This window comes from Arthrobacter sp. NPDC089319 (assembly GCF_040684925.1).
GTDB lineage: Bacteria > Actinomycetota > Actinomycetes > Actinomycetales > Micrococcaceae > Crystallibacter.
This window is the reverse complement of sequence record NZ_JBFBGZ010000005.1, coordinates 190,629-210,524: the sequence shown is the minus strand read 5'-3', so window position 1 is coordinate 210,524 and position 19,896 is coordinate 190,629. Positions and strand designations below refer to the sequence as shown.

The 19,896-nt window shown below is 66.5% G+C and carries 18 protein-coding genes; 2 read left to right on the top strand and 16 right to left on the bottom strand.

All coding sequences use genetic code 11. The annotated features are described in order from the left end of the window. Positions 1-94: 94 nt before the first annotated feature. The 6 genes from AB0N75_RS09405 to AB0N75_RS09380 form a co-directional block, all read right to left on the bottom strand. Positions 95-811 carry a PaeR7I family type II restriction endonuclease gene (locus AB0N75_RS09405; RefSeq protein ID WP_364648405.1) on the bottom strand — a complete coding sequence of 239 codons (717 nt, stop codon included), beginning with the start codon at positions 809-811 and terminating at the stop codon, positions 95-97. Next, entirely contained in the window at positions 801-2,456 is a 1,656-nt protein-coding gene (locus AB0N75_RS09400) for an Eco57I restriction-modification methylase domain-containing protein (protein WP_364648402.1), read from the bottom strand. Before AB0N75_RS09400 ends, AB0N75_RS09405 begins: the two co-directional genes overlap by 11 nt. Before the next feature lie 98 nt (positions 2,457-2,554). Continuing rightward, positions 2,555-3,103: a hypothetical protein gene (locus tag AB0N75_RS09395; RefSeq protein WP_364648399.1), complete on the bottom strand. Its 549-nt coding sequence runs from the start codon at positions 3,101-3,103 to the stop codon at positions 2,555-2,557. Positions 3,104-3,135: 32 nt separating this feature from the next. Beyond that, positions 3,136-3,897: a type II secretion system F family protein gene (locus AB0N75_RS09390; RefSeq protein WP_364648396.1), complete on the bottom strand. Its 762-nt coding sequence runs from the start codon at positions 3,895-3,897 to the stop codon at positions 3,136-3,138. Further along, positions 3,894-4,751, bottom strand: a complete 858-nt coding sequence (locus AB0N75_RS09385; RefSeq protein ID WP_364648393.1) for a type II secretion system F family protein — start codon at positions 4,749-4,751, stop codon at positions 3,894-3,896. Before AB0N75_RS09385 ends, AB0N75_RS09390 begins: the two co-directional genes overlap by 4 nt. Next, entirely contained in the window at positions 4,748-5,974 is a 1,227-nt protein-coding gene (locus tag AB0N75_RS09380) for an ATPase, T2SS/T4P/T4SS family (protein WP_364648789.1), read from the bottom strand. The genes AB0N75_RS09385 and AB0N75_RS09380 overlap by 4 nt, the downstream gene beginning before the upstream one ends. A 208-nt stretch (positions 5,975-6,182) precedes the next feature. Here AB0N75_RS09380 and AB0N75_RS09375 point away from each other — a divergent pair, with 208 nt between their 5' ends. After that, complete coding sequence (locus tag AB0N75_RS09375) at positions 6,183-8,000, top strand: ABC transporter ATP-binding protein (protein ID WP_364648390.1); 1,818 nt, start codon at positions 6,183-6,185, stop codon at positions 7,998-8,000. Between the two features lie 93 nt (positions 8,001-8,093). Here AB0N75_RS09375 and fdhA read toward each other — a convergent pair whose 3' ends face one another. The 8 genes from fdhA to AB0N75_RS09335 all read right to left on the bottom strand — a co-directional run bounded on the left by fdhA (position 8,094) and on the right by AB0N75_RS09335 (position 16,041). Further along, on the bottom strand, positions 8,094-9,308 hold the full coding sequence (gene fdhA / locus AB0N75_RS09370) for a formaldehyde dehydrogenase, glutathione-independent (RefSeq protein WP_364648387.1): 1,215 nt from the start codon (positions 9,306-9,308) through the stop codon (positions 8,094-8,096). 83 nt (positions 9,309-9,391) lie between these two features. After that, positions 9,392-10,177, bottom strand: a complete 786-nt coding sequence (locus AB0N75_RS09365) for an MIP/aquaporin family protein (RefSeq protein WP_364648384.1) — start codon at positions 10,175-10,177, stop codon at positions 9,392-9,394. A 278-nt stretch (positions 10,178-10,455) separates the two neighbouring features. Continuing rightward, complete coding sequence (locus tag AB0N75_RS09360) at positions 10,456-11,433, bottom strand: glycosyltransferase (protein WP_364648381.1); 978 nt, start codon at positions 11,431-11,433, stop codon at positions 10,456-10,458. 3 nt (positions 11,434-11,436) lie between these two features. Further along, positions 11,437-12,573 carry a glycosyltransferase gene (locus tag AB0N75_RS09355; RefSeq protein ID WP_364648378.1) on the bottom strand — a complete coding sequence of 379 codons (1,137 nt, stop codon included), beginning with the start codon at positions 12,571-12,573 and terminating at the stop codon, positions 11,437-11,439. Beyond that, positions 12,570-13,802 carry a glycosyltransferase gene (locus AB0N75_RS09350; protein ID WP_364648375.1) on the bottom strand — a complete coding sequence of 411 codons (1,233 nt, stop codon included), beginning with the start codon at positions 13,800-13,802 and terminating at the stop codon, positions 12,570-12,572. The genes AB0N75_RS09355 and AB0N75_RS09350 overlap by 4 nt, the downstream gene beginning before the upstream one ends. Then, positions 13,799-14,182, bottom strand: coding sequence for a DUF2304 domain-containing protein (locus AB0N75_RS09345; protein WP_364648372.1), 384 nt, complete (start codon positions 14,180-14,182; stop codon positions 13,799-13,801). The genes AB0N75_RS09350 and AB0N75_RS09345 overlap by 4 nt, the downstream gene beginning before the upstream one ends. A 4-nt stretch (positions 14,183-14,186) precedes the next feature. Next, a complete protein-coding gene (locus tag AB0N75_RS09340; protein WP_364648369.1) occupies positions 14,187-14,852 on the bottom strand; it encodes a glycosyltransferase family 2 protein in 666 nt (221 codons plus the stop codon). A 52-nt stretch (positions 14,853-14,904) separates the two neighbouring features. Beyond that, on the bottom strand, positions 14,905-16,041 hold the full coding sequence (locus AB0N75_RS09335) for a glycosyltransferase (protein ID WP_364648367.1): 1,137 nt from the start codon (positions 16,039-16,041) through the stop codon (positions 14,905-14,907). A gap of 273 nt (positions 16,042-16,314) precedes the next feature. Between AB0N75_RS09335 and AB0N75_RS09330 the strand changes: the two genes are divergently transcribed. Continuing rightward, positions 16,315-17,454 carry a glycosyltransferase gene (locus AB0N75_RS09330; RefSeq protein ID WP_364648364.1) on the top strand — a complete coding sequence of 380 codons (1,140 nt, stop codon included), beginning with the start codon at positions 16,315-16,317 and terminating at the stop codon, positions 17,452-17,454. A gap of 184 nt (positions 17,455-17,638) precedes the next feature. Here the strand turns inward: AB0N75_RS09330 and AB0N75_RS09325 are convergent, their stop codons facing one another. Both AB0N75_RS09325 and AB0N75_RS09320 read right to left on the bottom strand, forming a co-directional pair. Then, positions 17,639-18,820: a glycosyltransferase gene (locus AB0N75_RS09325; protein WP_364648363.1), complete on the bottom strand. Its 1,182-nt coding sequence runs from the start codon at positions 18,818-18,820 to the stop codon at positions 17,639-17,641. Then, positions 18,820-19,896: a Gfo/Idh/MocA family oxidoreductase gene (locus AB0N75_RS09320; RefSeq protein WP_364648360.1), complete on the bottom strand. Its 1,077-nt coding sequence runs from the start codon at positions 19,894-19,896 to the stop codon at positions 18,820-18,822. Before AB0N75_RS09320 ends, AB0N75_RS09325 begins: the two co-directional genes overlap by 1 nt.

The window sequence follows — 19,896 nt, the reverse complement described above, 5'->3', positions numbered from 1 at the left end:
GTCACCGCCGCCCGCCCGTTGGCACCCAGCAGTAACCCCCCGAAAGCCCCGCCCTGGCATCACGCCGGAGCGGGGCGTTTTGTAGTTTAGGCGCCTACTTTTTTCCGTCGACTACTTGCTTGACGAAGTCGACGCGGGCCTGGATAAGCCCCGCCAAAGTGCCAGCCGTAGCCGTCGCCAGGGGCTCCCGGTAGGAGAATTGGCCGTCTCCCTCGCGCTTAGTTGTCAAGAACCACCCGGCGTCATAGAGCTTTTCCCCGACGAAGCGCGATAGCGCAAGCTGGTACTGCCCCGAATACGAGACGCCGGAAAACGCCGGGTCCTGCGGGAAGACAGTAGACCTCGGGGGAAGCGAACGCTCCGTGGTCGGGGTCTCCTCCAGAACCATGATGAACGCCAGCCAGGGCGGGACCTCGCCGAAAGTGCCGTTGTTTTTCTGCACCGCGCCGACGTCGACGGCGTTGCCGAGCGCCTCCTCGATGCGGTTGTTTGCGTTGTTGCCGACGCTCCCGACCTGAGATTTCAACTCAATGGCGGCTACGAGTGCGCCCTTATAGGACACAACAACGTCCCAAGACTTCGACCGGCGGAAGTAGCCAGGCAGGCTCGGACTTCCGGCGTGGACGCTTTCCTCCGGTAGCCCTGCCTGCACAAACATCATGCGGACGTAATTTTGAATCGCTTTCATGTGGCTACCGGAACGCGCGGCGCCGCCTTGGACGCCGCTCTCCAGGTGCTTTTTTACGAGTTCGTCCCGCTTGCCCCAGAACGCATTTACGACCGCTTGGACTTCCTCGTTACTACCCTGCACAGAGCATCTCCTTGTTAGCCATTCCGTATGTGTTTAGGTCAATCCCGTATGCCTCCGCCGCCGCGTCGGTCGCCGCGTCCGTGTCTCGATTGCGGAACGCGAGGCGGAGCCTCTCGGCGACGCCGGCCTCGATGCTCTCCGGCCTCGGAACACGAATCTTTTTGAGGTACTGCGCCTGAAAGCGCAACGTTCCGCCGCGCATCCTGACCGCGTAAGCCTCGATGAACGCCTGGCCGATTCGGCTAAGCAGAATCCCGCCGAGGACCTCCATATCCCACGCCTCAGACGTCACGTAGTAAACGTTATGGTGCGGATAATGTCCGCCCGGCTCTAAGACCGGGTTGATACTTGCCCTCATGTCCTGAATGAGGAGCTTTGGCTTAGCCGTCAGCGAGTGAGTAACTTTATCAATTGTGCGAAACCAGTTTGCGCGGTTCTTCTTGGCAATGTGACGCTCTAGTAGTTTCGGCGCTCCCGCGTAATACGCGCGGAGACGCGGATACTCGTCGAGGTTTACAAGCGTTCCGTCCTCTGTCCATGGATTCACTAAGTAATTTCCGCCCCACTCAAACGCGCCGTCCTGCCGAAGATCGCCCACCATGGCCAGCGGGAGGAGCCGGTCCTCCTCCACGTCGGCGGACTTCACGACGTAAGTCTTATCCGCGCCGGTCGCTACGCCGATTGAGACCTTAGTCCCCGTCTCGGCGTCGTGGAGTGGGTGGAAATGCTCGTTGAGGTGCTCCATGAGCGCTATAAGCGATGGACTGCCAGCGGCCCACATTTCGTCACCGGGAAACCAGCCCTCAAGCCGGTAAGCCTCGTAGCCCCTGCCAGAGTCTGCTATGCCTGCTCCACTCAGCGTCCACCTGGCGAGCGCCGCCGCTGACTCGGCGCCGAAAGCTGAATTCGTCTCGGCGACTACGGCCTCGCCCTGGCTCCCGCGCTGGAGGACCGTAATAGCCGGATAGGCGCTGACTTGCGACTCGAAAGCGTCGACGTCGTGCATGATGTAAACAGCCTCGACAGCGAAGTCGCGGGCGACCAACTGGCGAAGCGGCGCGCCATATTGGTTCCGCATCCAGCGGTCTGCACAGATGAAGCCCAGGCGCCCCTCGGCCCTCAGCAGGCCGAGCGCGCGCTCGTAGAAACCAACGTAAATATCCGCACGGCCGCGCATCGTCGGCCAGCGACGCCGGTACTCGTCGCTGACCTCATCGGGTACGTCCTCAAGCCGAATGTACGGCGGATTACCGACTACGAAATCCGCCGCCGGTATGTCCTCCGAGAGCAGGAAGTCGGCCACCGAGACCCACTCCTCAAGGAGCGCATCAGCCTCGGCGTCGCCGAGCCCGGCAGCAACCAACATCGGCCGGAGGGATGCACGTGAGCGAGCGACGCTCTCCGCTTGGAGGTCGTAGCCTCGGAGCGCGGCGCCGAGCGAACCGACCGGGCGGCCGTGCTTGGCGGCGCTGGCGAGGAGCCGCTCGACGACCGGCACCAGGAACGCGCCGGAGCCCACCGACGGCTCGACAATTACGCTGCCACCTAGGTCACCCTCGGCGTCGTAACCAATAAGGTCGAGGATTGTTTCTGTTACCCATCGGCGGGTAAACACTTCGGCGTATGTGGTCCAGTCGTCTAGCACCGTCCTAGCTTATGCTTCGCCCGGCGGCCAACCAGGGACGGCGCTCTTGCGCGCGTTATGAGAGTAGCCACCAAGAGGCAGGCGTTACCTGACCCGCCCTAACTTGAGCCGGGGCACAGCTGCCACTCGCCATAGGCCGTTTCTCGATCATTCACGTACTTGGCCCCTAGGTTCTTCGTACGTGTCACGTAAACGACCGCAGGGCGCCCGCGCACAGCGCCCTTGATCAACGGGTTGTCCTGGGGGTGACTGAAAACCCACGCCAACGAATCATTCTCAGCAAGCTGTGCCGGTATCGGCGGAACGTAGACGCCATGGATGACCCTTAGCTCGCCTATCACTTCTACAGAAATTTCGCCGCTAGGGTCCGCGGACCCGCGAACCTTCAAAGGTTTCTTCCCAGGGACCTCGATCTCCCAATAGACATCCACAAGGGTCGTGCTTGCCTGGCCAACGTTTGAGACGTCCACTTCAAGGCCCCAGGTCAACTCCTTAGTGCTGCCATCGCGATTCAGTGAGTGGCTCTTCATCCATCTGCCATCCACAGTAATACTGGGTTTGTACCAGGAGACTGACTTTTTGTACTGCCAAACGAGGGAGAATCCGGCAATGACGAGGGCGAAGGTTGCAACAATGTCGGCATACACGAATGGAACACTAACAGGGAAAGCCAGGGTGACTATCGCACCCGCTCCACGGCAACCGTGATCCCATCGACGAAGCGCACCAGCGCCGGCAAACGCGTCCGGTGTGAAAACTCCTGTAACGCCGTCAACACCGGTGTACCCGAGCGGGTCTGTGCAAGAACCACAGCAAATTCCTGAGCCAGTTCGCCGTGAGCGCTGCGACAGATTCTCTCCAGTGCACCGGTCGCGCTTTCCCCAGCACTGACTGCCAGTGCCATCAACTCCGCCAAGCTCGGGAATTCCGCCAGCATCTTTGCCTCGCGGCGCTGTATCTGGGCTGTCAAGAGGTAGTCCCGGAGCATGAACCCGCCAGTGGCCAGTCCAATGGTCAGGATCACTGCAAGGACCGGATCCAGCGAGCCACCTGCCGCCGTCGCAATCATCCACGCGATGCCGATGAGGAACCCTGCCACTGCCCACAGCAATTGCTCGGCGCGAAAATCGACCGTGCTTTGCTTGCGTCCGGCCTGCAGCAAACGCTTCGACAACAAAGTCGAACCGAAGTTGAATGTTCCCAGCCACGCGACCGAATCACGGAGCACCGGCCGGAAAATCCGTTCCAAGGGACCGAACGGCGTGAGATTCCCCGGGCCGCTGTCCAGCAACCGCGATTTCATCTCGATCGCCTTCAGCTGCGGCGCGATCCGATCGGAAAATCTCGTTGGCCGGAAGAACGGCAACCGCGTGGCCGTTAGCCACAGACCCATTCCCAGGGCAATGCCGATCAGCACAGTCACTGCCCCGAGGTGGTTCATCGGAGTACCCGCTCCTCTTCGGGGAGCGATCCGATGCGCAGCATGAGGCGATAGCACACCAGCGACACGACTAGTCCGCCCAGCAGGACGGCGGCCCCGGGTGCGGTGTTGTAGGCCGCTACCGCTTCGGGCCTCGTGGCCAGCAGCATCAAGATGATCCAGGGAGCAGCGACGGCCAGCCGGGCGGCATTGACCGTCCAGGACTGGCGTGCCTCGAGTTCGCTGCGGGTCCGTGCGCTGTCGCGGAGAAAGTCCGCCAAGGTCCCGAGCAACCTGCCCAAGTCGGTGCCGCCAACCTCACGCGTCATGCGTAGCGCTTCAACGATCCGATCAGCCACGGGGTCCGAAAGCCGGGCTTTGAGCCGTTCCAACGCGTCGTCGAAATGGCCGCCTGCCCGATAGTCGGTGGCGAACGCGCTGAAGGCCGGCCGCAACTCCACCGGTCCACGCGTTCCCAGCTGAACCAGTGCCTCGGGCAGGGACAGCCCGGCCCGGATCGCCGACCGAAGATGGTCGACGACGTCCGGCCAGATTTCGCGTAGGGCGGCAGTACGGCGGCGCGCCCTCCAGCGAACGAGAACGAGCGGGAGCCAGCCTCCGAACAAACCGAAACACGCGGCGATCGGGCCCGACCCGGTCAGGGCAAGAACGATGAGGAAAGTAGCCGCTGCCATGCCCACGCAGCTGGCCAGGAGCGCCTTCGACGAGACCTTTTCAATACCGGCCTGATTGATCACGAGCTGGAGCCGGCTATGCCGCTTCTGCCGGGAGGGGCTGACCGGCGGTTTTTCCCAGCATGACCACCAGATCATGAACAAGCCGACGCCGCCAACGAGTCCCGCCGCCGCCGTCATGACACGGGCTCCAGAAGTTGCATCACTTCGTACCCAGCGCGCACAAATTTTTCTTCCGCCGGGCTCGCGGAGGGACTGACCTCCAGCTGGCCATCCTGCCGGTTGAAAACGGTGGACGTCTCGATAATGCCGTTTTCCACTCGGCGGCCCAGCGAGACAATCTCCACCACCTGTCTCCTGCCGTCAGGCCTGCGGGCACAATGGACCACGAGGTCGATGCACGAGGCCACCGTTGGAACCACGAAGGCTGACGAGATGTTCTGGCCCGCCAGCAGTGGCAGCGTACAAATCTTGGTAATTGCGTCGTGAGCGCTATTTGCATGGACGGTGCACATGCCAGGAAGCCCGCTGTTAAGTGCCACGAGCATGTCCAGGCTTTCTGCTTCCCTGACCTCTCCCACTATCAACCGGTCGGGCCTCATCCGCAGGGCCTCTTTGACCAAGCGCCGCAGCGGTATGGCTCCTTCGCCTTCGAGATTGGGCTGCCGGCATTGGAGTCCTACAACGTCGCGGAGAGGCAGTTGTAGTTCGAATATTTCCTCGACCGTGACCACGCGCTCCCGGCTGCCAATCGCGGCCGCCAAGCAATTGAGCAACGTTGTCTTCCCGGCCTGGGTAGCTCCAGAGACAAGAATGTTCAGTCCGCTGCTGACTGCCGCCCCGAGGAACCGGGATGCCTCAGGCGTCAGCGATCCCAGTTCGACCAAGTGCTCCAACCGGGAAGCGCGGGCGATGAACTTCCTGATGTTGACGGACCAGTGCTGCCGGGTGATGTCCGGAATGACCACATGCAGGCGCGACCCATCGGGCAAGGCAGCATCGACAAAGGGCGAGGACAAGTCCAAACGGCGGCCGGAGGACTTGAGCATCCGCTCGACGAGGTCGCGCACCTGTTGTTGCGTGAGTGTCACCGATGTCAGCTCAGACTCTCCGCTTCTGGCTACGTATACCTCCGACGGCGAGTTGATCCAGATTTCTTCAATCGAGGGATCGTCCAGCAGCGGCTGCAATGGCCCGAATCCGGCCACGGCATCAAAAATGTATTTGCGGGCTTGGTCCAGTTGCCCCAGGGGCGGCAGGGATCCCAGCAAAGACCGCTCGTCATAGTCGGTCACTGCTGCCTCAACTAGGCGTCGGACTTCCGGGCCTTGGCGGGCAGGGTCCAATCCGCGTTGGCGGATCAGCTCGCGGACCTCACCCTCGACGATCCGGACGGCATCCATCCTTCCCCCCTTTTCAACCCCCAAGCGCAACCGTCCCGCGAAGTTTGAGACCGGCGGGCAGCTGCTTGCACTGAACCCTAGGCGACCATTCTTCTGGCGGGCTAGCCCCAACTGGCGGATTGTGGAAAACCGGTGCCAACTTTCAACGGCCACTGGTCAGAAGCTGTCGCGGGTGATAAAGGCGCGATGCAATAGGCTGAGGGGCAGTATGAAAAGCATCTTCGACGTCCTCGTGCCGCTGTTGCGTACCTTGCCGGCCGGCAGCCGGCGTTTCCTCACCGGCTACGGCGCGGCCTCGGCGGCGTTGGCCCTGCTCGACGTCGTCGCGCTGGGTTTGATCGCCGCGCTGCTGCCGGCCCTGGTGGGGAGCTCCGACGCCGAGCTGCCGCTGCTGGGCAACGTCGCCGAGAACGGGATGGCGCTGCCGATCCTGACCTTCATCTGCCTGCTGATTGTGCTCAAGGGGATCTTGGCGGTGCTGCTGCTGCGCTTCGCCACCAAGCGCTTCGCCCGGCACGAGGTGGCCATCGGCGACCGCTTGTTTGCCGCCTACCTGGCCTCGCCGTGGGAGAAGCGGCTGGGCCGTAATTCCGCCGAAATCGTCCGGTCCGTGGATGTGGGCGTCGGCATCACCGTCTCCGGCGTGCTGATGCCGGCGATGAGCCTGTTCGGTGAGCTCGGCACGTTGGCAGCGGTCGTCGTCGTGCTTTTTGTGGCGCAGCCGCTGATTGCGGTGGTGACCATGGTTTATCTGGGCCTGGTGGCGCTGCTGCTGGCCAAGGTGATTTCGCCCCGCGCCGTCGCCATTGGCCGGGAAAACCGCGAATGGTCCAACCGGACGGCCAAGACCCTGTACGAGGCACTGGGCGCGCTCAAGGAAATCACGCTGGCCGGCCGCGGACCCGAAGTGCAGGAACAGGTGCACGGCACCCGCACCAAGTCCTCGATTGCCCGCGCGGGCGCCATCCAGATCTCGCAGATCCCGCGCTACGTGCTGGAGACCGCACTGGTCCTCGGTTTCGCACTGCTGGGCGGCGTGGGCTACCTGACCGGCGGACCGGCCGGAGCGGTCAGCGCCGTCGGCCTGTTCGCCGTCGCGGGTTTCCGCTTGATCCCGTCGCTGACGCGCATGCAGGCGGTGCAGTCCTCGGTGAACACCAGCGCGTCCTTTGCCCGGCAGATCGTCGACGACATCCACGAGGGTGAAGTCGAAATGAACCGGCAGCGGGATGAGCGTCCGCAGCACGACCTGCCGGACAACGCCGCGGACATTGAGCTCCAGGACGTCGCCTTCAGCTATCCGGCTGCGGCCGCGCCGGCCCTCCACAACGTGAACATCAGGATTCCGGCCGGCAGCCACGTGGCCTTCGTCGGTGCGTCCGGCGCGGGCAAATCAACCATGGTGGACCTGCTGCTGGGGCTGCTCGAGCCAAGCCACGGACACGTCATGGTCGGCGGCGAACCAATGGAGTTCGTGCTGGACTCCTGGCGTCGGCGCATCGGCTACGTGCCGCAGGAAGTCTCGCTCTTCGACGCGTCGATCGCGCAAAACGTCGCCCTGGCCTGGGACACGGCCCAGGTGGACCCGGAACGCGTGACCATTGCACTGCGCCGTGCACAACTGCTGGACACCGTGATGCAGCGCGACGGCGGCCTGGATGCCTTGGTGGGTGAGCGCGGCATGGCCCTCTCCGGCGGACAGCGCCAGCGCCTCGGAATTGCCCGCGCGCTCTACGACAACCCCCGGGTGCTGGTCATGGACGAGGCCACCTCCGCCCTGGACACCGCCACGGAGGCCGCGGTGACGACCGCGATCCGGCAGTTGCACGGCGACGTCACCGTCATCACCGTGGCGCACCGCCTGGCCACCATCCGGGACGCGGACATTGTGTTCTTTATGCGCGGAGGGACGGTGGCGGCGGCCGGCACCTTTGACGAGGTGGTGGCCAGCGTCCCCGACTTCGCCGAACAAGCCGCCTTGGCGGGCCTCGGAAAGACCGAGAAGCCGGTAGACGAACGCCGGTAAGGTGGCGGTCGACGAACGCCGGTAAGGACGGTGGCGGCTGCGTCGGTCCCAAGACCGGGGCGCAGCCGCCGTCGACTGTCGGTACGTGCGTCCCTACGCGGGGACCATCCCATGCGGATCGATGACGTACTTCTTGGCCGCTCCCTTGTCGAACGCCTGGTAACTCTCAGGCGCCTCGTCCAGGCTGATCGTGGTGGCGTTCACCGCCTTGGAAATGTCGGCCTTACCGGCCAGGATCAGGTCCATCAGCCTACGGTTGTACCGCTTCACCGGGCACTGTCCGGTGGTGAACGAGAGCGACTTCGCCCAGCCGGTGCCCAGTTGCACTCCGATTTGGCCTACCTTGGCGTTCTCGTCGACGGCGCCCGGGTCGCCGGTGACGTAGAGGCCCGGGATGCCGAGGGCACCGCCAACCTGGGTCACCGACATGATGTCGTTCAGCACCGTGGCAGGTGCCTCTGCCGCATTGGCACCGTGCCCGCGGGCCTCGAACCCGACCGCGTCCACTGCGGCATCGACCAGCGGGACGCCGAGGATTTGCTCGAGCTTGTCCGGCAGCGAGCCTTCCTTGCTCAGGTCGATGGTTTCGCAGCCGAAGCTTGCCGCCTGCTTCAGCCGGTCGGCGTTCATGTCGCCAACGACGACCGCCGAGGCGCCCAGCACGTGCGCGGAGAACGCCGCGGCCAGTCCCACCGGGCCTGCTCCGGCGACGTAGACCGTGGAACCTGTGGTGACACCGGCGGTAAAGGCGCCGTGGTAGCCGGTGGGGAAGATGTCGGAGAGCATGGTCAGGTCCAGGATCTTCTCCAGCGCCTGGTCCCGGTCCGGGAACTTGAGCAGGTTGAAGTCCGCATACGGCACCATCACGTACTCGGCCTGTCCGCCGATCCAGCCGCCCATGTCCACATAGCCGTAGGCAGCGCCGGGCCGGGCCGGGTTCACGTTGAGGCAGACGCCGGTTTTGCCTTCGTTGCACATCCGGCAGCGGCCGCAGGCGATGTTGAAGGGAACCGAGCAAATATCGCCTTCCTTCACAAAGAGCACGTCGTCACCGGTCTCGACCACTTCCCCGGTGATCTCGTGGCCAAGCGACTGGCCGACCGGTGCGGTGGTGCGTCCGCGGACCATGTGCTGGTCGCTGCCGCAGATGTTGGTGGTGACCAGCTTGAGGATCGCGGCGTGCGGTGCCTTCTGCTGGATTCCCATTTTGCTGGCGACTTCGGACGGCAGTTCCAGCTTGGGGTAGTCGATCGTTTCAACCGCAACTTCCCCTGGGCCCTTGTAGACAACTACACGATTTCCCGTCATGGTTTTTCCCTTTCGTATTTATCCCTCAACCGCGCTCAAGCCGACGGGGCCGCGCGGCCGCGTTATTTTTCCCAGCGTGTTTTCTATCCTTTGTCGGAATGCGGTTTCTTGTCCTTCTCCGCCGAGACTGACCGATCGTCGGCGCGGGGTTCGCCTTCAGGGACCTCGCGCGGGCGGGCCACCAGATCGTAGGCAACGGCGGCGGCAACCGCGCCGATGAAGGGACCGAGGATGTACAGCGGGTACTGGTACCACTCGACCGCGCCGCCGAAGATGGACTGCACCATGTTGGGGCCGAAGGTCCGGGCCGGGTTGAGCGACCCGCCGGTCAGCGGAGCCATCACAAAAATGGCGGCGGCGACAGCGAGCCCGATGATCAGGCCCGCCCAGCCCTTCGGTGCCCGTTTGTCCACCGCTACGGCCATGATCGAGAGCATGAGCAGGAAGGTTCCCACCGCTTCCGCCACGATGCCTTGGCCGTAAGAGACGTCTGGCCCCAGCGCGGTCGCGCCTCCGCCAAAATCCACCGCCCGGGTTCCGAACGACGCGACCAGCAGCAAGCTCCCGATAGTGGCTCCGACCAGTTGGGCAACGATGTAGGGAACCACTTCTACCCAGGAAAAGCGCCTGGTCACCGCCAGTGCGAAGGTCACAGCCGGGTTGATGTGGGCGCCGGAAACCGCGAGGAATGCATAGATGGCCACGGCAATGGCAATCGCGAATGCCAGGGAGATAAACCCGATGCCCGGATAGGTAATTTCCCCGGCGCCGACCGTGAACGCCGCGATCACCGACCCGACTCCGAAAGTCACCAGTATTGCCGTGCCGATCACTTCGGCTGCAAGCCGCCGCATTAAGCTGGGGGTCATTTTGCACCATTTCATGTAGATACGAGGAAATGTCACGAAAATGGAACGAGCTAGGAGTTCAGCGAGTCTAGGCGGGACCGCGGAAGGGCGTCAATAGGGCAGGTGGTTGGCATCCTTTAACCAGAGCCATCACGATTGCGGCTGTTTCAGCCCAGCTGCAGCGGCCCGGCGGACTATCGCTAAGCGGCCTGCGAAGCGGCCGGTGCAGCGCCCCATCAAGCGGCACTGCTCCCGCGGCGGAGCGGCGGCGCGGCGGAGCGGCGGAGCGGCCCGGCGGACTATCCCGCGCCGGCGTAGATTCCGGCCAGCCGGCCCACCAAGCGGACCGGGTTGTGGTGTTCCTGCAACCACCTTCGGGCGCCCAGGGCGGCGGAGGTGCCGGACGGGTCGGCCAAGGCGGCGGCGGCCGCAGCGGCCAGCGCCTCGGCAGAGTCCCCCTGCAGCACCGGGGGCGACTGGTAGTACCCCTCCCCCAACGGCATGACGACGGGAACGCCGATGCCGATGGCCTGCAGTTCGCTCATGGCCAGGATGCCGGCGCTCTGGCCGATCACCAGGTGCGCCGACGCCAGCCAGCGCAGGTATTCCGGCTTGGCCATCTTCGGCACCAGGACGACCCCGAGCTCCGCCGCCTGCGGTGCCCCGTCGCCCCAGTCCAGCCCCTGCAGTTCCACGCCCGGCCCGACGGCGGCCCGCAGCGCCCGTACCAACTCCAACTGCTGCCGGCCGCCCTTGGAGGAATGCCAGCGGGAGGCGAAAACAAGGCGCGGGCGGGCGGCGGGACGCCACTCGGGCAGTTCCTCCAGGTCCACCGGGTTCGGCAGGTAGGCCGCGTCCGCCCGGGCGGCTTCGGCGTGTTCGCGCAGGTCCGGAGTGGAGTACAGGACCTTCACCGCGTGGTCGGCGCCCCACTGCAGCGCGGGCCGGCGGGCGGGTTCGTAGTACTGGCTGCGGATATCCGTGCCGTGGAAATGCAGCAGGAACGGCTTGACCGGGCGGGACCGCACCACGCCGATCCGCGAGCCGGAATGCACGTGCAGCAGGTCCGAGCGCAGGATGGCGGCGGCCCGCCGGGCCTGCCAGAGCGAACCGGCGGCGAGTTTCCTGGCGCGTGCAGCCGCTGACAGTGCCGTGCCCTCGGGCGGCAGCACGTTGAAGTGCCGCCACGGCTTCCCCTCGCGCCGGCCGTACTTGACCAAGGTGGCACCGACATCGGCCGCGTCATAGATGTGCAGGACGCGCGGTTCGGCGGTCACCGCTCAGGCCTCCTGCCGGGCGAACAGGCCGTCCACCGCGTGCTCCCAGCCCTTGATCTGGTGCTCGGAGGACAGCTCACGGGCGGCGGCGTGCGCGTTGGCCTTCCACTCATCCACCAGCTCGGGCGTTAGCGTCTTGAGCACCTCCACCAGCGCCGCCGGGCTGAAATCGGCGGTCACTGCACCCAGTCCGTGCCTGCGCAGCAGGGTCTCCATAGCCGGCGAGGGACCGATGATCAGCCCGGTCCGGGCCTGGACCGCCTCGAAGAACTTGTTCGGCAGGGCGTGCGCCAGGTTGAAGTTGGTGGGCGGGATGATCGAGATGGCGACGTCGTATTCGGCCACGGTGTCCACCAACTGGTCATACGGGACCGGCTCGCGGAAGCGTACCCGCGGCAGCTCCTCGCCGAGCGCCTTGAGCTCGGCGACGTAGGCCGGCTCGTTCGGCATCACGATCAGGTCCAGCTCCAGATGTTCCGGGGCACCGCGCATGGCTTCCATGATGTCTTCGATCTTGCGGTAGCGCTGCCCGGCGGAGCTGTAGATCATCCGGATCTTTTCGCCGGTGGGCCGCGGCTGCTTGTCCGCGTACGGTGCGGCGTTGGTGACCACCGCGGCCGCGACGCCGAAGTCCTTGGTGTACTGCTCGGCGATGCCCTCGGCCACCGTGGTGACCGAGCGCGCGGCGGGCAGGTAGGTGCGGCAGAGCCAGCGCACGTAGGGGGCCACCAGCGCCCGCCAGGCCGGCTTGTTGAAGTGCTCCTTGGGCGCGAACTCGTGCAGGTCTGCGTGCACGCCATGCTTCGGCCCAAGGCTCAGCCCCAGCGGCACGGTGTTGGTGTCGTTGGCCAGCACGGCATCAAATCGCTGGCCGCGCAGCAGCTTGCGCGCCTGCGCCACCGCGGCGATGTTCCAGTACACGTCCACGTAGCGGCGCAGGGCCAGCCGCTGCGGATCTCGGGGCCAGCTGGCCAGCGCGTTGTCCAGCTGGAAGTGTCCGGCGACGCCGTCCGGTGCCGGGCCGTACCCGCAGGTGAACAGCCGGTACTTGTCGCGGAACAGCGTGATTTGCTTGAGCACCCGCGGGTCGCTGCGCAGCGGCGAGAGCGAGAGGATCAGCAGGGAGCGGGGTCCAGTCAACGGGGCTGCCTTCCATCGGTTCTGTCGGATGCCGGAGCGGCCGGTGAACCCGCGGCCGCCGCGGAGCCAGCCGCGGGCACTGCCGCAGGCACTGCCGCAGGCACTGCCGCGGGCACTGCCGCGGGCACTGCCGCGGGCCGGGAGCGGTGCAGCCGGGAAGCCGCGGTAAAAACGAGCGAGTTCAGGTTGGTCCGCAGCGGCGCTTCGCGCCGGAGGTTCGTGAGCCAGCGCCGGGTGAAGGTCCGCTGCAGCGCTCCGGCGTCCGCCCGCCGTCGTAATTCGGCTGAAATTTCCTCACCGGAGACCGCGTCACGCAGCACCAGCAGCAGGCGTTCATCCGGCGCGCTGAGCAGGCGCGGCGCTCCCGGTGCGGCGGCGGTCAGGGAACGCACGACGGCGGAGATCGCCTGCCGGTCCTCGGCGCCCCATCCGAACTGCGCACCTCGGCGGATGGCGGCGCTGATCACGTGGCCGCGCAGCAATTTCACCGCGATGGCTTCCCGCTGGGCCGCGGGCAGCGCCGGAAACCACGCCCCGGAAACCAACGAGGTGACGTCCTGGAACTGGCTGCCCAGCGGCAGCACGGCCGACGTCACCCGTTCGTCCGCGTCCTGCCCCACCAGATACGCCGGGGCGTGGGCCGGATAGGCAATTTTCTCACCGGAGAACCACAGCCGCAGGCCGAATTCCAGGTCCTCGCCGGTGCGCAGCCCCCGGCTCAGCCGCAGCCCCAGCCGGCTGAGCGCATCGCGCCGGATCAGCCCCAGCGGTGCAGTCCGGTAGGCCAGCCGGTCACGCAGCGGATCCACCAGCGGGCCACGGAACACTCTGGCGCGCGGGGTCAGGATCCGCTGGCCGCCGCGGTAGCGGACCGGTGCGATCACCGCGGTGGAGCCGGTGGCCTGGGCCGTATCCAGCCAGGCGGAGACGGCCCCCGGCTCCAGCGTGTCGTCCGAGCCCATGATGCCGACGAACCCGGCACGCGCCTGGTCCAGGCCATAGTTGAACGGGCCGGCCGGGGACGGAATGGCATCGGCTAGTTCGAGCAGCCGCACGGTCTCCGGGAGGCCGGCCAGCTTCTCGCGCACCGGCCCGGGATCCATGTTGTGGCATACCACCACGGCGCCGACGCGTCCCGGCGCGGCGGCCAGCACGGACTCCACCGCGCGCCTGACCGGCCGGTCCGCGGTGTGGACCGCAATCACGATCTCCGCTTCCGGGACCGTCATCGGCCGGTCTCCGGCCGTGCGGGGTCGTCGGGTCCGGCCGCATCCTCGGGGCGCGGCGCTTCGTCCAGCGCAATCCGGCGCGCCAGCTTGGTAATCCGCGCCTCCAGTTGGCGGGTGCGCTGGAATGAACTGGCCATGAAGATCAGGAAACACACGATCAGTCCGTACAGCACCAGATCGGTGCCGCGGCCAATGCCCAGCGCATTCGCCGCAGCGGTCAGCATGCCGGGGAAGAACACAGACAGCGCCGCCAGCACGGCGAACAACAACAGCAGGATCCGGCGCACCGCCTGGTGCCGGGCATTCTGGCCCCCGCGCATCAGCGCCAGCGCGCCGAGCGCGACGGCCAGGACCAGGACAATTTGAACGACTATGAGCATGGGATCACCGGAAGAAGAGGTCTGCGAGGATGTTGACGCCGTTGAGCAGGGACTGCCCCTTGGACTTGGAATATTCCGTATAGACAATGTGTACCGGCTGCTCCACCACCCGCGCCTCGAGCGCTGACAACTGGTGGATCAGCTCCGAGGCGTGCGCCATCCGGTTCTGTGTCAGGTGGATTTTGCGCGCCGTCTCCGCGGACATCGCGCGCAGTCCGTTGTGGGCATCGGTGAGGCGGTAGCCGGTGGACAGTCTGGACTGGACGGCGGCCGTGCGCAATACCAGGCGCTTGAGCGCGGACACGTCTCCCCGGCCGTCGAGGAACCGGGAGCCCAGCACCACGTCCGCCTCGCCGTCCCGGACCCGGTTCAGCATGGCAACGGCATCCTGGACCCGGTGCTGGCCATCGGCGTCGAACGTGATGATTGCGTCCGCCGCCGGATCCTGCACGGCATATTCGAATCCGGTCTGCAGCGCTGCACCCTGGCCAAGATTCACCGGATGGACCACGACGACGGCGCCCGCCTTGCGTGCCATGGCGGCGGAATCGTCGCTGCTGCCGTCATCAACACAGACCACGTTCGGAAAGGTCTGCAGCAGCTCCTGAATGACCGAGCCGACGACGGTGGCCTCGTTATACATCGGCACGACGACCCAGCAGCGACTCACCCGCCTAGTATTCCACAACGGGAATGGTCCCGGCGGCCGCTGCGCCCTGCGCTCATCGCCGCCGCGGGGCCGGCGCCTGGGCCGCCAAGTCCTGGTAGTGGCCGTCCAGCTCCTTGACGCTGCCCGCCAGGCTCCGCCGGTCAACCACGAACTTGCGGGCGTCCCGGCGCATGGCAAGATAATCTGCACTACCCAGCTGGAGCAATTGCTGCAGCCCGTCCTGCAACTGGCGGAAGTCCGCTTCCGGTGCCAGCAGGCCGGTGACGCCGTCCTCCATCATTTCGGGAATCCCGCCGCTGCGGTACGCCAGCACCGGCGTCCCGCAGGCCTGGGCTTCCAGCAGCACCAGGCCGGCCGCTTCCCGGGCGCCGCCGGCTTCCTGGCTGGGTGCCACCAGGATCTGCGCCTGCTGCATCCAGGAGCGGACACCGGCCCGGTCCTGACGGCCCACGAAATCGATGTGCGGATGGCTGGCCGCGTGCTCTGCCACGGCGTCGCGCAGCGGTCCGTCGCCGATCACCACCAGCCGGTGCCTAGCCTTGCGCCAGACAGCCAGCGAGGCGTCCAGCAGATCCCGGATGCCCTTCTGCATGTTCAGCGTGCCGACGAACAGCACCACGGGCATTTCATCGGAGTGATGCCGGGTGGGCACAAAGTAATCGGTGTCCACGCCCTGATAGTGCACATGGATTTTTCCGGTATCGAGTTCCAGATCGGCAGCCCGCCCGGCCATGTAATTGCTGACCACCAGGAGCCGGGAGCTGTGTGCCGCGGCTGACAGGACGTTGCGGTGGTGCCACCGGGCCATCATCGTGTCCGCCGGATTGGCCAAGGACACCAGATCGGAACCGTGCATGGTGGTAATCAGCGGGGCTCCGGAGACGCTGGATGCCTTGACCGCCGGCTCCGACCACGTGGCGAAATGCTGGTGGATGATGTCCGGCCCAAAGCGGTTCACGGCCAGGGCCATCGGCCGCATGAACGCGGGCATCACCAGCTCGCGGCGGCGGAAGCCCAGCCCGGGAGCCGGGACGAAGTCGGTGATGGGCACTGTGACCGAGGGGTCCTCGATCTGGGCCACCAAGGTGAAAACGTGGAAGTCGTGCCGATCCTTCAGCCGTTCGGCGTGCGCCGTGGCGAAGTACGTTGGCGGAATCCGCAACGTGCTCTTGGTGATGGCAATCTTCACGAGGCTCCTGGACCTTTTTCGGCTGCAGCCGGCTGGGTCCGGCTTCCTTCGCCATCCTAGCCCGGCGTCCTGCACGCCAGCTTGGATCTTCCGCACCGCGGCAGGGTCCGGCAGCGGCGTGCGGCAGCCGCGTGCGGTAGCAGCGTGCAGCGGTCCGGCGCGCCGGGTGCAGCGGTCCGGCGCGCCGGGTGCCCCGCCGCACGGCCGGGCGATCGCCGGAAGGTAATCTTTCAATGTCCGGCATCCGCCCGGCATCGGTGACAAGGAGCAGTGGTGGCCCAGCAGATCCTGTGTATCTCTTTCTCGGATATCCAGGCCGACTCCCGCGTGCTGCGGCAGCTGAAACTGCTGGCCGAAGCCGGTGAAGTCACCACGCTCAGCTACGGCGAACGTCCGCCCGGAGCGGCCCACCATCTGGAAATCGACGAGTCGCTGCCCTCGCTGCCGCAGACACCGCTGGGCGTGCTGCTGCTGGCGCTGCGCCAGCATTCCGCGGTGGAGCTCAGTGCTCCCGCGGTCAAGCAGGCCCGCGCGCTTGTTGCGGGCCGCCGCTTTGACCTGGTGGTGGCGAACGAGGCACGGGCCCTGCCGCTGGCCCATGCAGTGGCCCAGGGCGCACCGGTCTGGGGCGATATGCACGAGTGGGCTCCGGAGGAACGCTCCCATGTGCTGCCCTGGAAGCTGCTGGTCGCTCCGTATATGCGCAGCATCTGCGCCAAGTACCTGCCGCGTACCACCGCGATCACGGCCGTGAACGGTTCCATCGCCCGGATGTATGCCGAGCAGTTCGGCTGCACCGTGGAGGTGGTCCGCAACGCCGGACCCTTCCGGCATTTGGAACCGTCCCCGCCACTGCCCGGGAAGATCCGGCTGGTGCACAGCGGCGCTGCGGTGCCCGGCCGCAATCTGGAAGGCACCATCGAGGCGGTCAAGATGCTCGACGACCGCTTCACGCTGGATCTGTACCTGGTCAAGGCGCGCGACGGCGGACGCTATTGGCAGCAGCTCAAGGACCTGGCCTCCGGCGACCCGCGCATCACCTTCCACGACGCGGTCCCGCCGGAAGAGCTGCCCGCGACCCTCAACGCCTATGACGTGGGGGTATTCTCGCTGCCGCCGCAGACCATGAACCACCAGTTTATGTTGCCGAACAAGTTTTTCGACTTCGTCCAGGCCCGGCTGGCCCTGGTGTTCAGCCCGTCCCCGGAGACCGCTGCGTTGATGAGGGCCTACGATCTGGGCGTGGTGACCGAGGACTTCAGCACCGAGTCGTTGGCCCGAGCCCTGGCCTCGCTCACCACCGAACAGGTGGACAAGTACAAGGCCAACGCGCACGGCGCCGCCGCCGCGCTGAGCTCCGCCGAGGACGAAGCGGTCTCCCGCGGCATCCTCGCCGCCGTGCTCACGCCCTGACCGACACGGTCCAGGGCGGTCAGGCAACCGCGTCCTCAACCCGCCAACCCGGAACGACTACTGCTCTGGCCCCTATCTCACGCCCTGAATAGGGCCATATCGGTACAGTCGTCGGGTGCGTCGAACGGGGGCCCGGGCGGCCGATGGGTGCGGGGGCGCGGGGGCCGGCAGCGGGAGCCGCCGGCTAGCGCCGGCGGAAGGCTTCGGCGGCCTCGGCGATGGCTGCGGCCGCCCGGTTCCCCACGCTGCGCAGCGAGTAGTTACGCTCCACCCAGTCGGACAGCCTGCGGCGTTCGGCGTCGTCCACCGGATGTTCCAGCGCTTGGGCCATGGCCTCGGCGGTCTGGCCGGCGTCCCAGTCCACGCTCTGCCCCAGCCTGTGCTCGGCGACCAGCTGCCGCAGCGGCCCGACGCCGGCGTAGACCACCGGGGCTCCGCAGCTGAGCGAGACGAAGGCCTTGGTGGCGAAGGCGAAGTCATAGCCGCGGGCCGGCCGCACCGAGGCGAGTCCCGCGGTGGCAGTGCGCAGCGCACGGGCGATGGTGCCGCCGTCGGCCGTTCCCATGAAGCGGATGCGCTCCCCCGCCGGGGCCGCACGCCGGCGCAGCTCTTCCAGCTCCACGCCGCCGCCGTACATCAGCAGCCGGGCATCGGGGTAGCGGTCCAGGATCTTCAGGAAGCCGTCCACAAACACGCCGGCGCCCTGGATCTCGGACATGGTCCCCGCATAGACGAAGGTGGGGCCGGGATGTGGATCCCCGGGCCCGGCCCGGCTGAATGTGTCCGTGTCGATCCCGGTGCCGACTTCCGCCACCCTGGCCCGTCCCGCGGTCAGCCGTGCCAGCGCCAGCGTCACGCCGGTGGAAATGCTCAGCACGCCGGACGCACCGCTGACCACCCAACGCTCCATTGCCCGCAGCACCGCGACCACCCGCGGATCCACGCCGATCCCGGCCGCGGCATCGGAGCTGACGTCCGCGGAGAAGTAGACGTACGGGCGGCGGCGCAGCGCGGCAGCCAGCCGGACCACCACGCCGGTGGTCGGCGGTGGTTCCACCAGCAGCAGATCGAACGGTTTTTGCGCCAGAAGGCGGAAGAACAGCGGAATGTCGAAGCTGGCGTACTGGAGATAGCCCCGCACGGCACCGCTGGCATCGCGCAGCACCGGCCAGCGCCGGATCCGGGCACCGCCGGCGGCGGCCGCACCACCTTCCGCGGCGCGAAGTGCCCGCGGCGGCCGGGTGGTCAGCACGGTCACCTCGTGGCCGGCCTCGGTCAGCGCCCGTGCTGTGGCGGCCAGCCGGTAGGCGGCTGCGCCGGCTTCCGGGAGATAGATCCGGGTGGCCAGCAGGATCCGCAGGCCCATCAGGCGTGCAGCCCGACGGTGCGGGATTCCTTTGCGCTGGCGATCATGGCTTCGGCCACGCGCAAGGTGTTCAGCCCTTCCCGCATGGTCACGATGGTCGCCGCGGGACGCTCGGTGCCGGCACCGCCGTCGTGCTCCGCGGCCGCGGCCGGGGCAGGCCGCAGCAGCCCCCGGTTGGCCAGCACGGCGTCGCGGAAGGCTTCGTGTTCCACCTTCAGCGGTTCGCGCTTGGGGATGGCCAGCCGGGTGATGTTGCCTTCGGAGACGCCGCGGAAGTTTGCAACGGACTCCCACTCGGTGTTGATGATGCCGTTTTCGTGGAAGGTCAGGTCTGCGGTCAGCGTGTCCGCCACGAAGGCGCCGCGTTCGCCGGTGACCACGGTGACGCGTTCCTTCGTCGGCGACAGCCAGTTCACCAGATGGCTGGTGATCACTCCGTTGTCCAGCAGCCCGGTGGCCGCCACCATGTCCTCATGCTCGCGGCCGGAACGGATGGTGGTGTTGGCGCTGACGGAAGCGTACGCGGCCTGTGCCAGCCAGGCGGTGAGGTCGATGTCGTGCGTGCCCAGGTCCTTGATCACGCCGACGTCGGCGATCCGCGCCGGGAAGGGGCCCTGCCGGCGGGTGGCGATCTGGAAGATCCGGCCGAGTTCGCCCGATTCCAGCCGTGCCCGCAGCGACTGCAGCGCAGGGTTGTAGCGCTCGATGTGGCCGACGGCGCCGACCAGCCCGCGGGCTTCGAACGCAGCGGCCAGCTTCTCGCCGCCGGCTACCGTGTCCGCGATCGGCTTTTCCACCATCGTGTGGATGCCGGCTTCGGCCAGGGCCAGGCCGACCTCCACGTGCAGGCCGGTGGGCACCGCGCACATGGCGATGTCGATCCCGGCATTGATCAGGTCCTCGACCCCGGAGTAGACCGGCAGCCCCGGGGCGGCGCGGTGCGGGTCACCGTAGGCGTCGGCGACGGCCACCAGTTCCACGCCCTCGGTCTCGCGGAGCACGCGGGCGTGGTGCCGGCCCATCATGCCCAGCCCGATCAGTCCGGCGCGGAGCACTGTTTTATCGGTCCCGGCCAT

What these genes read in the sequence shown, in the direction of transcription:
- AB0N75_RS09380 (WP_364648789.1), bottom strand. Translation starts at nt 5,974, where the DNA reads ATGGATGCCGTCCGGATCGTCGAGGGTGAGGTCCGCGAGCTGATCCGC.
- AB0N75_RS09385 (WP_364648393.1), bottom strand. Translation starts at nt 4,751, where the DNA reads ATGACGGCGGCGGCGGGACTCGTTGGCGGCGTCGGCTTGTTCATGATC.
- AB0N75_RS09345 (WP_364648372.1), bottom strand. Translation starts at nt 14,182, where the DNA reads ATGCTCATAGTCGTTCAAATTGTCCTGGTCCTGGCCGTCGCGCTCGGC.
- AB0N75_RS09365 (WP_364648384.1), bottom strand. Translation starts at nt 10,177, where the DNA reads ATGACCCCCAGCTTAATGCGGCGGCTTGCAGCCGAAGTGATCGGCACG.
- AB0N75_RS09390 (WP_364648396.1), bottom strand. Translation starts at nt 3,897, where the DNA reads ATGAACCACCTCGGGGCAGTGACTGTGCTGATCGGCATTGCCCTGGGA.
- AB0N75_RS09325 (WP_364648363.1), bottom strand. Translation starts at nt 18,820, where the DNA reads ATGGGCCTGCGGATCCTGCTGGCCACCCGGATCTATCTCCCGGAAGCC.
- AB0N75_RS09320 (WP_364648360.1), bottom strand. Translation starts at nt 19,896, where the DNA reads ATGGCCGGGACCGATAAAACAGTGCTCCGCGCCGGACTGATCGGGCTG.
- AB0N75_RS09350 (WP_364648375.1), bottom strand. Translation starts at nt 13,802, where the DNA reads ATGACGGTCCCGGAAGCGGAGATCGTGATTGCGGTCCACACCGCGGAC.
- AB0N75_RS09375 (WP_364648390.1), top strand. Translation starts at nt 6,183, where the DNA reads ATGAAAAGCATCTTCGACGTCCTCGTGCCGCTGTTGCGTACCTTGCCG.
- fdhA (WP_364648387.1), bottom strand. Translation starts at nt 9,308, where the DNA reads ATGACGGGAAATCGTGTAGTTGTCTACAAGGGCCCAGGGGAAGTTGCG.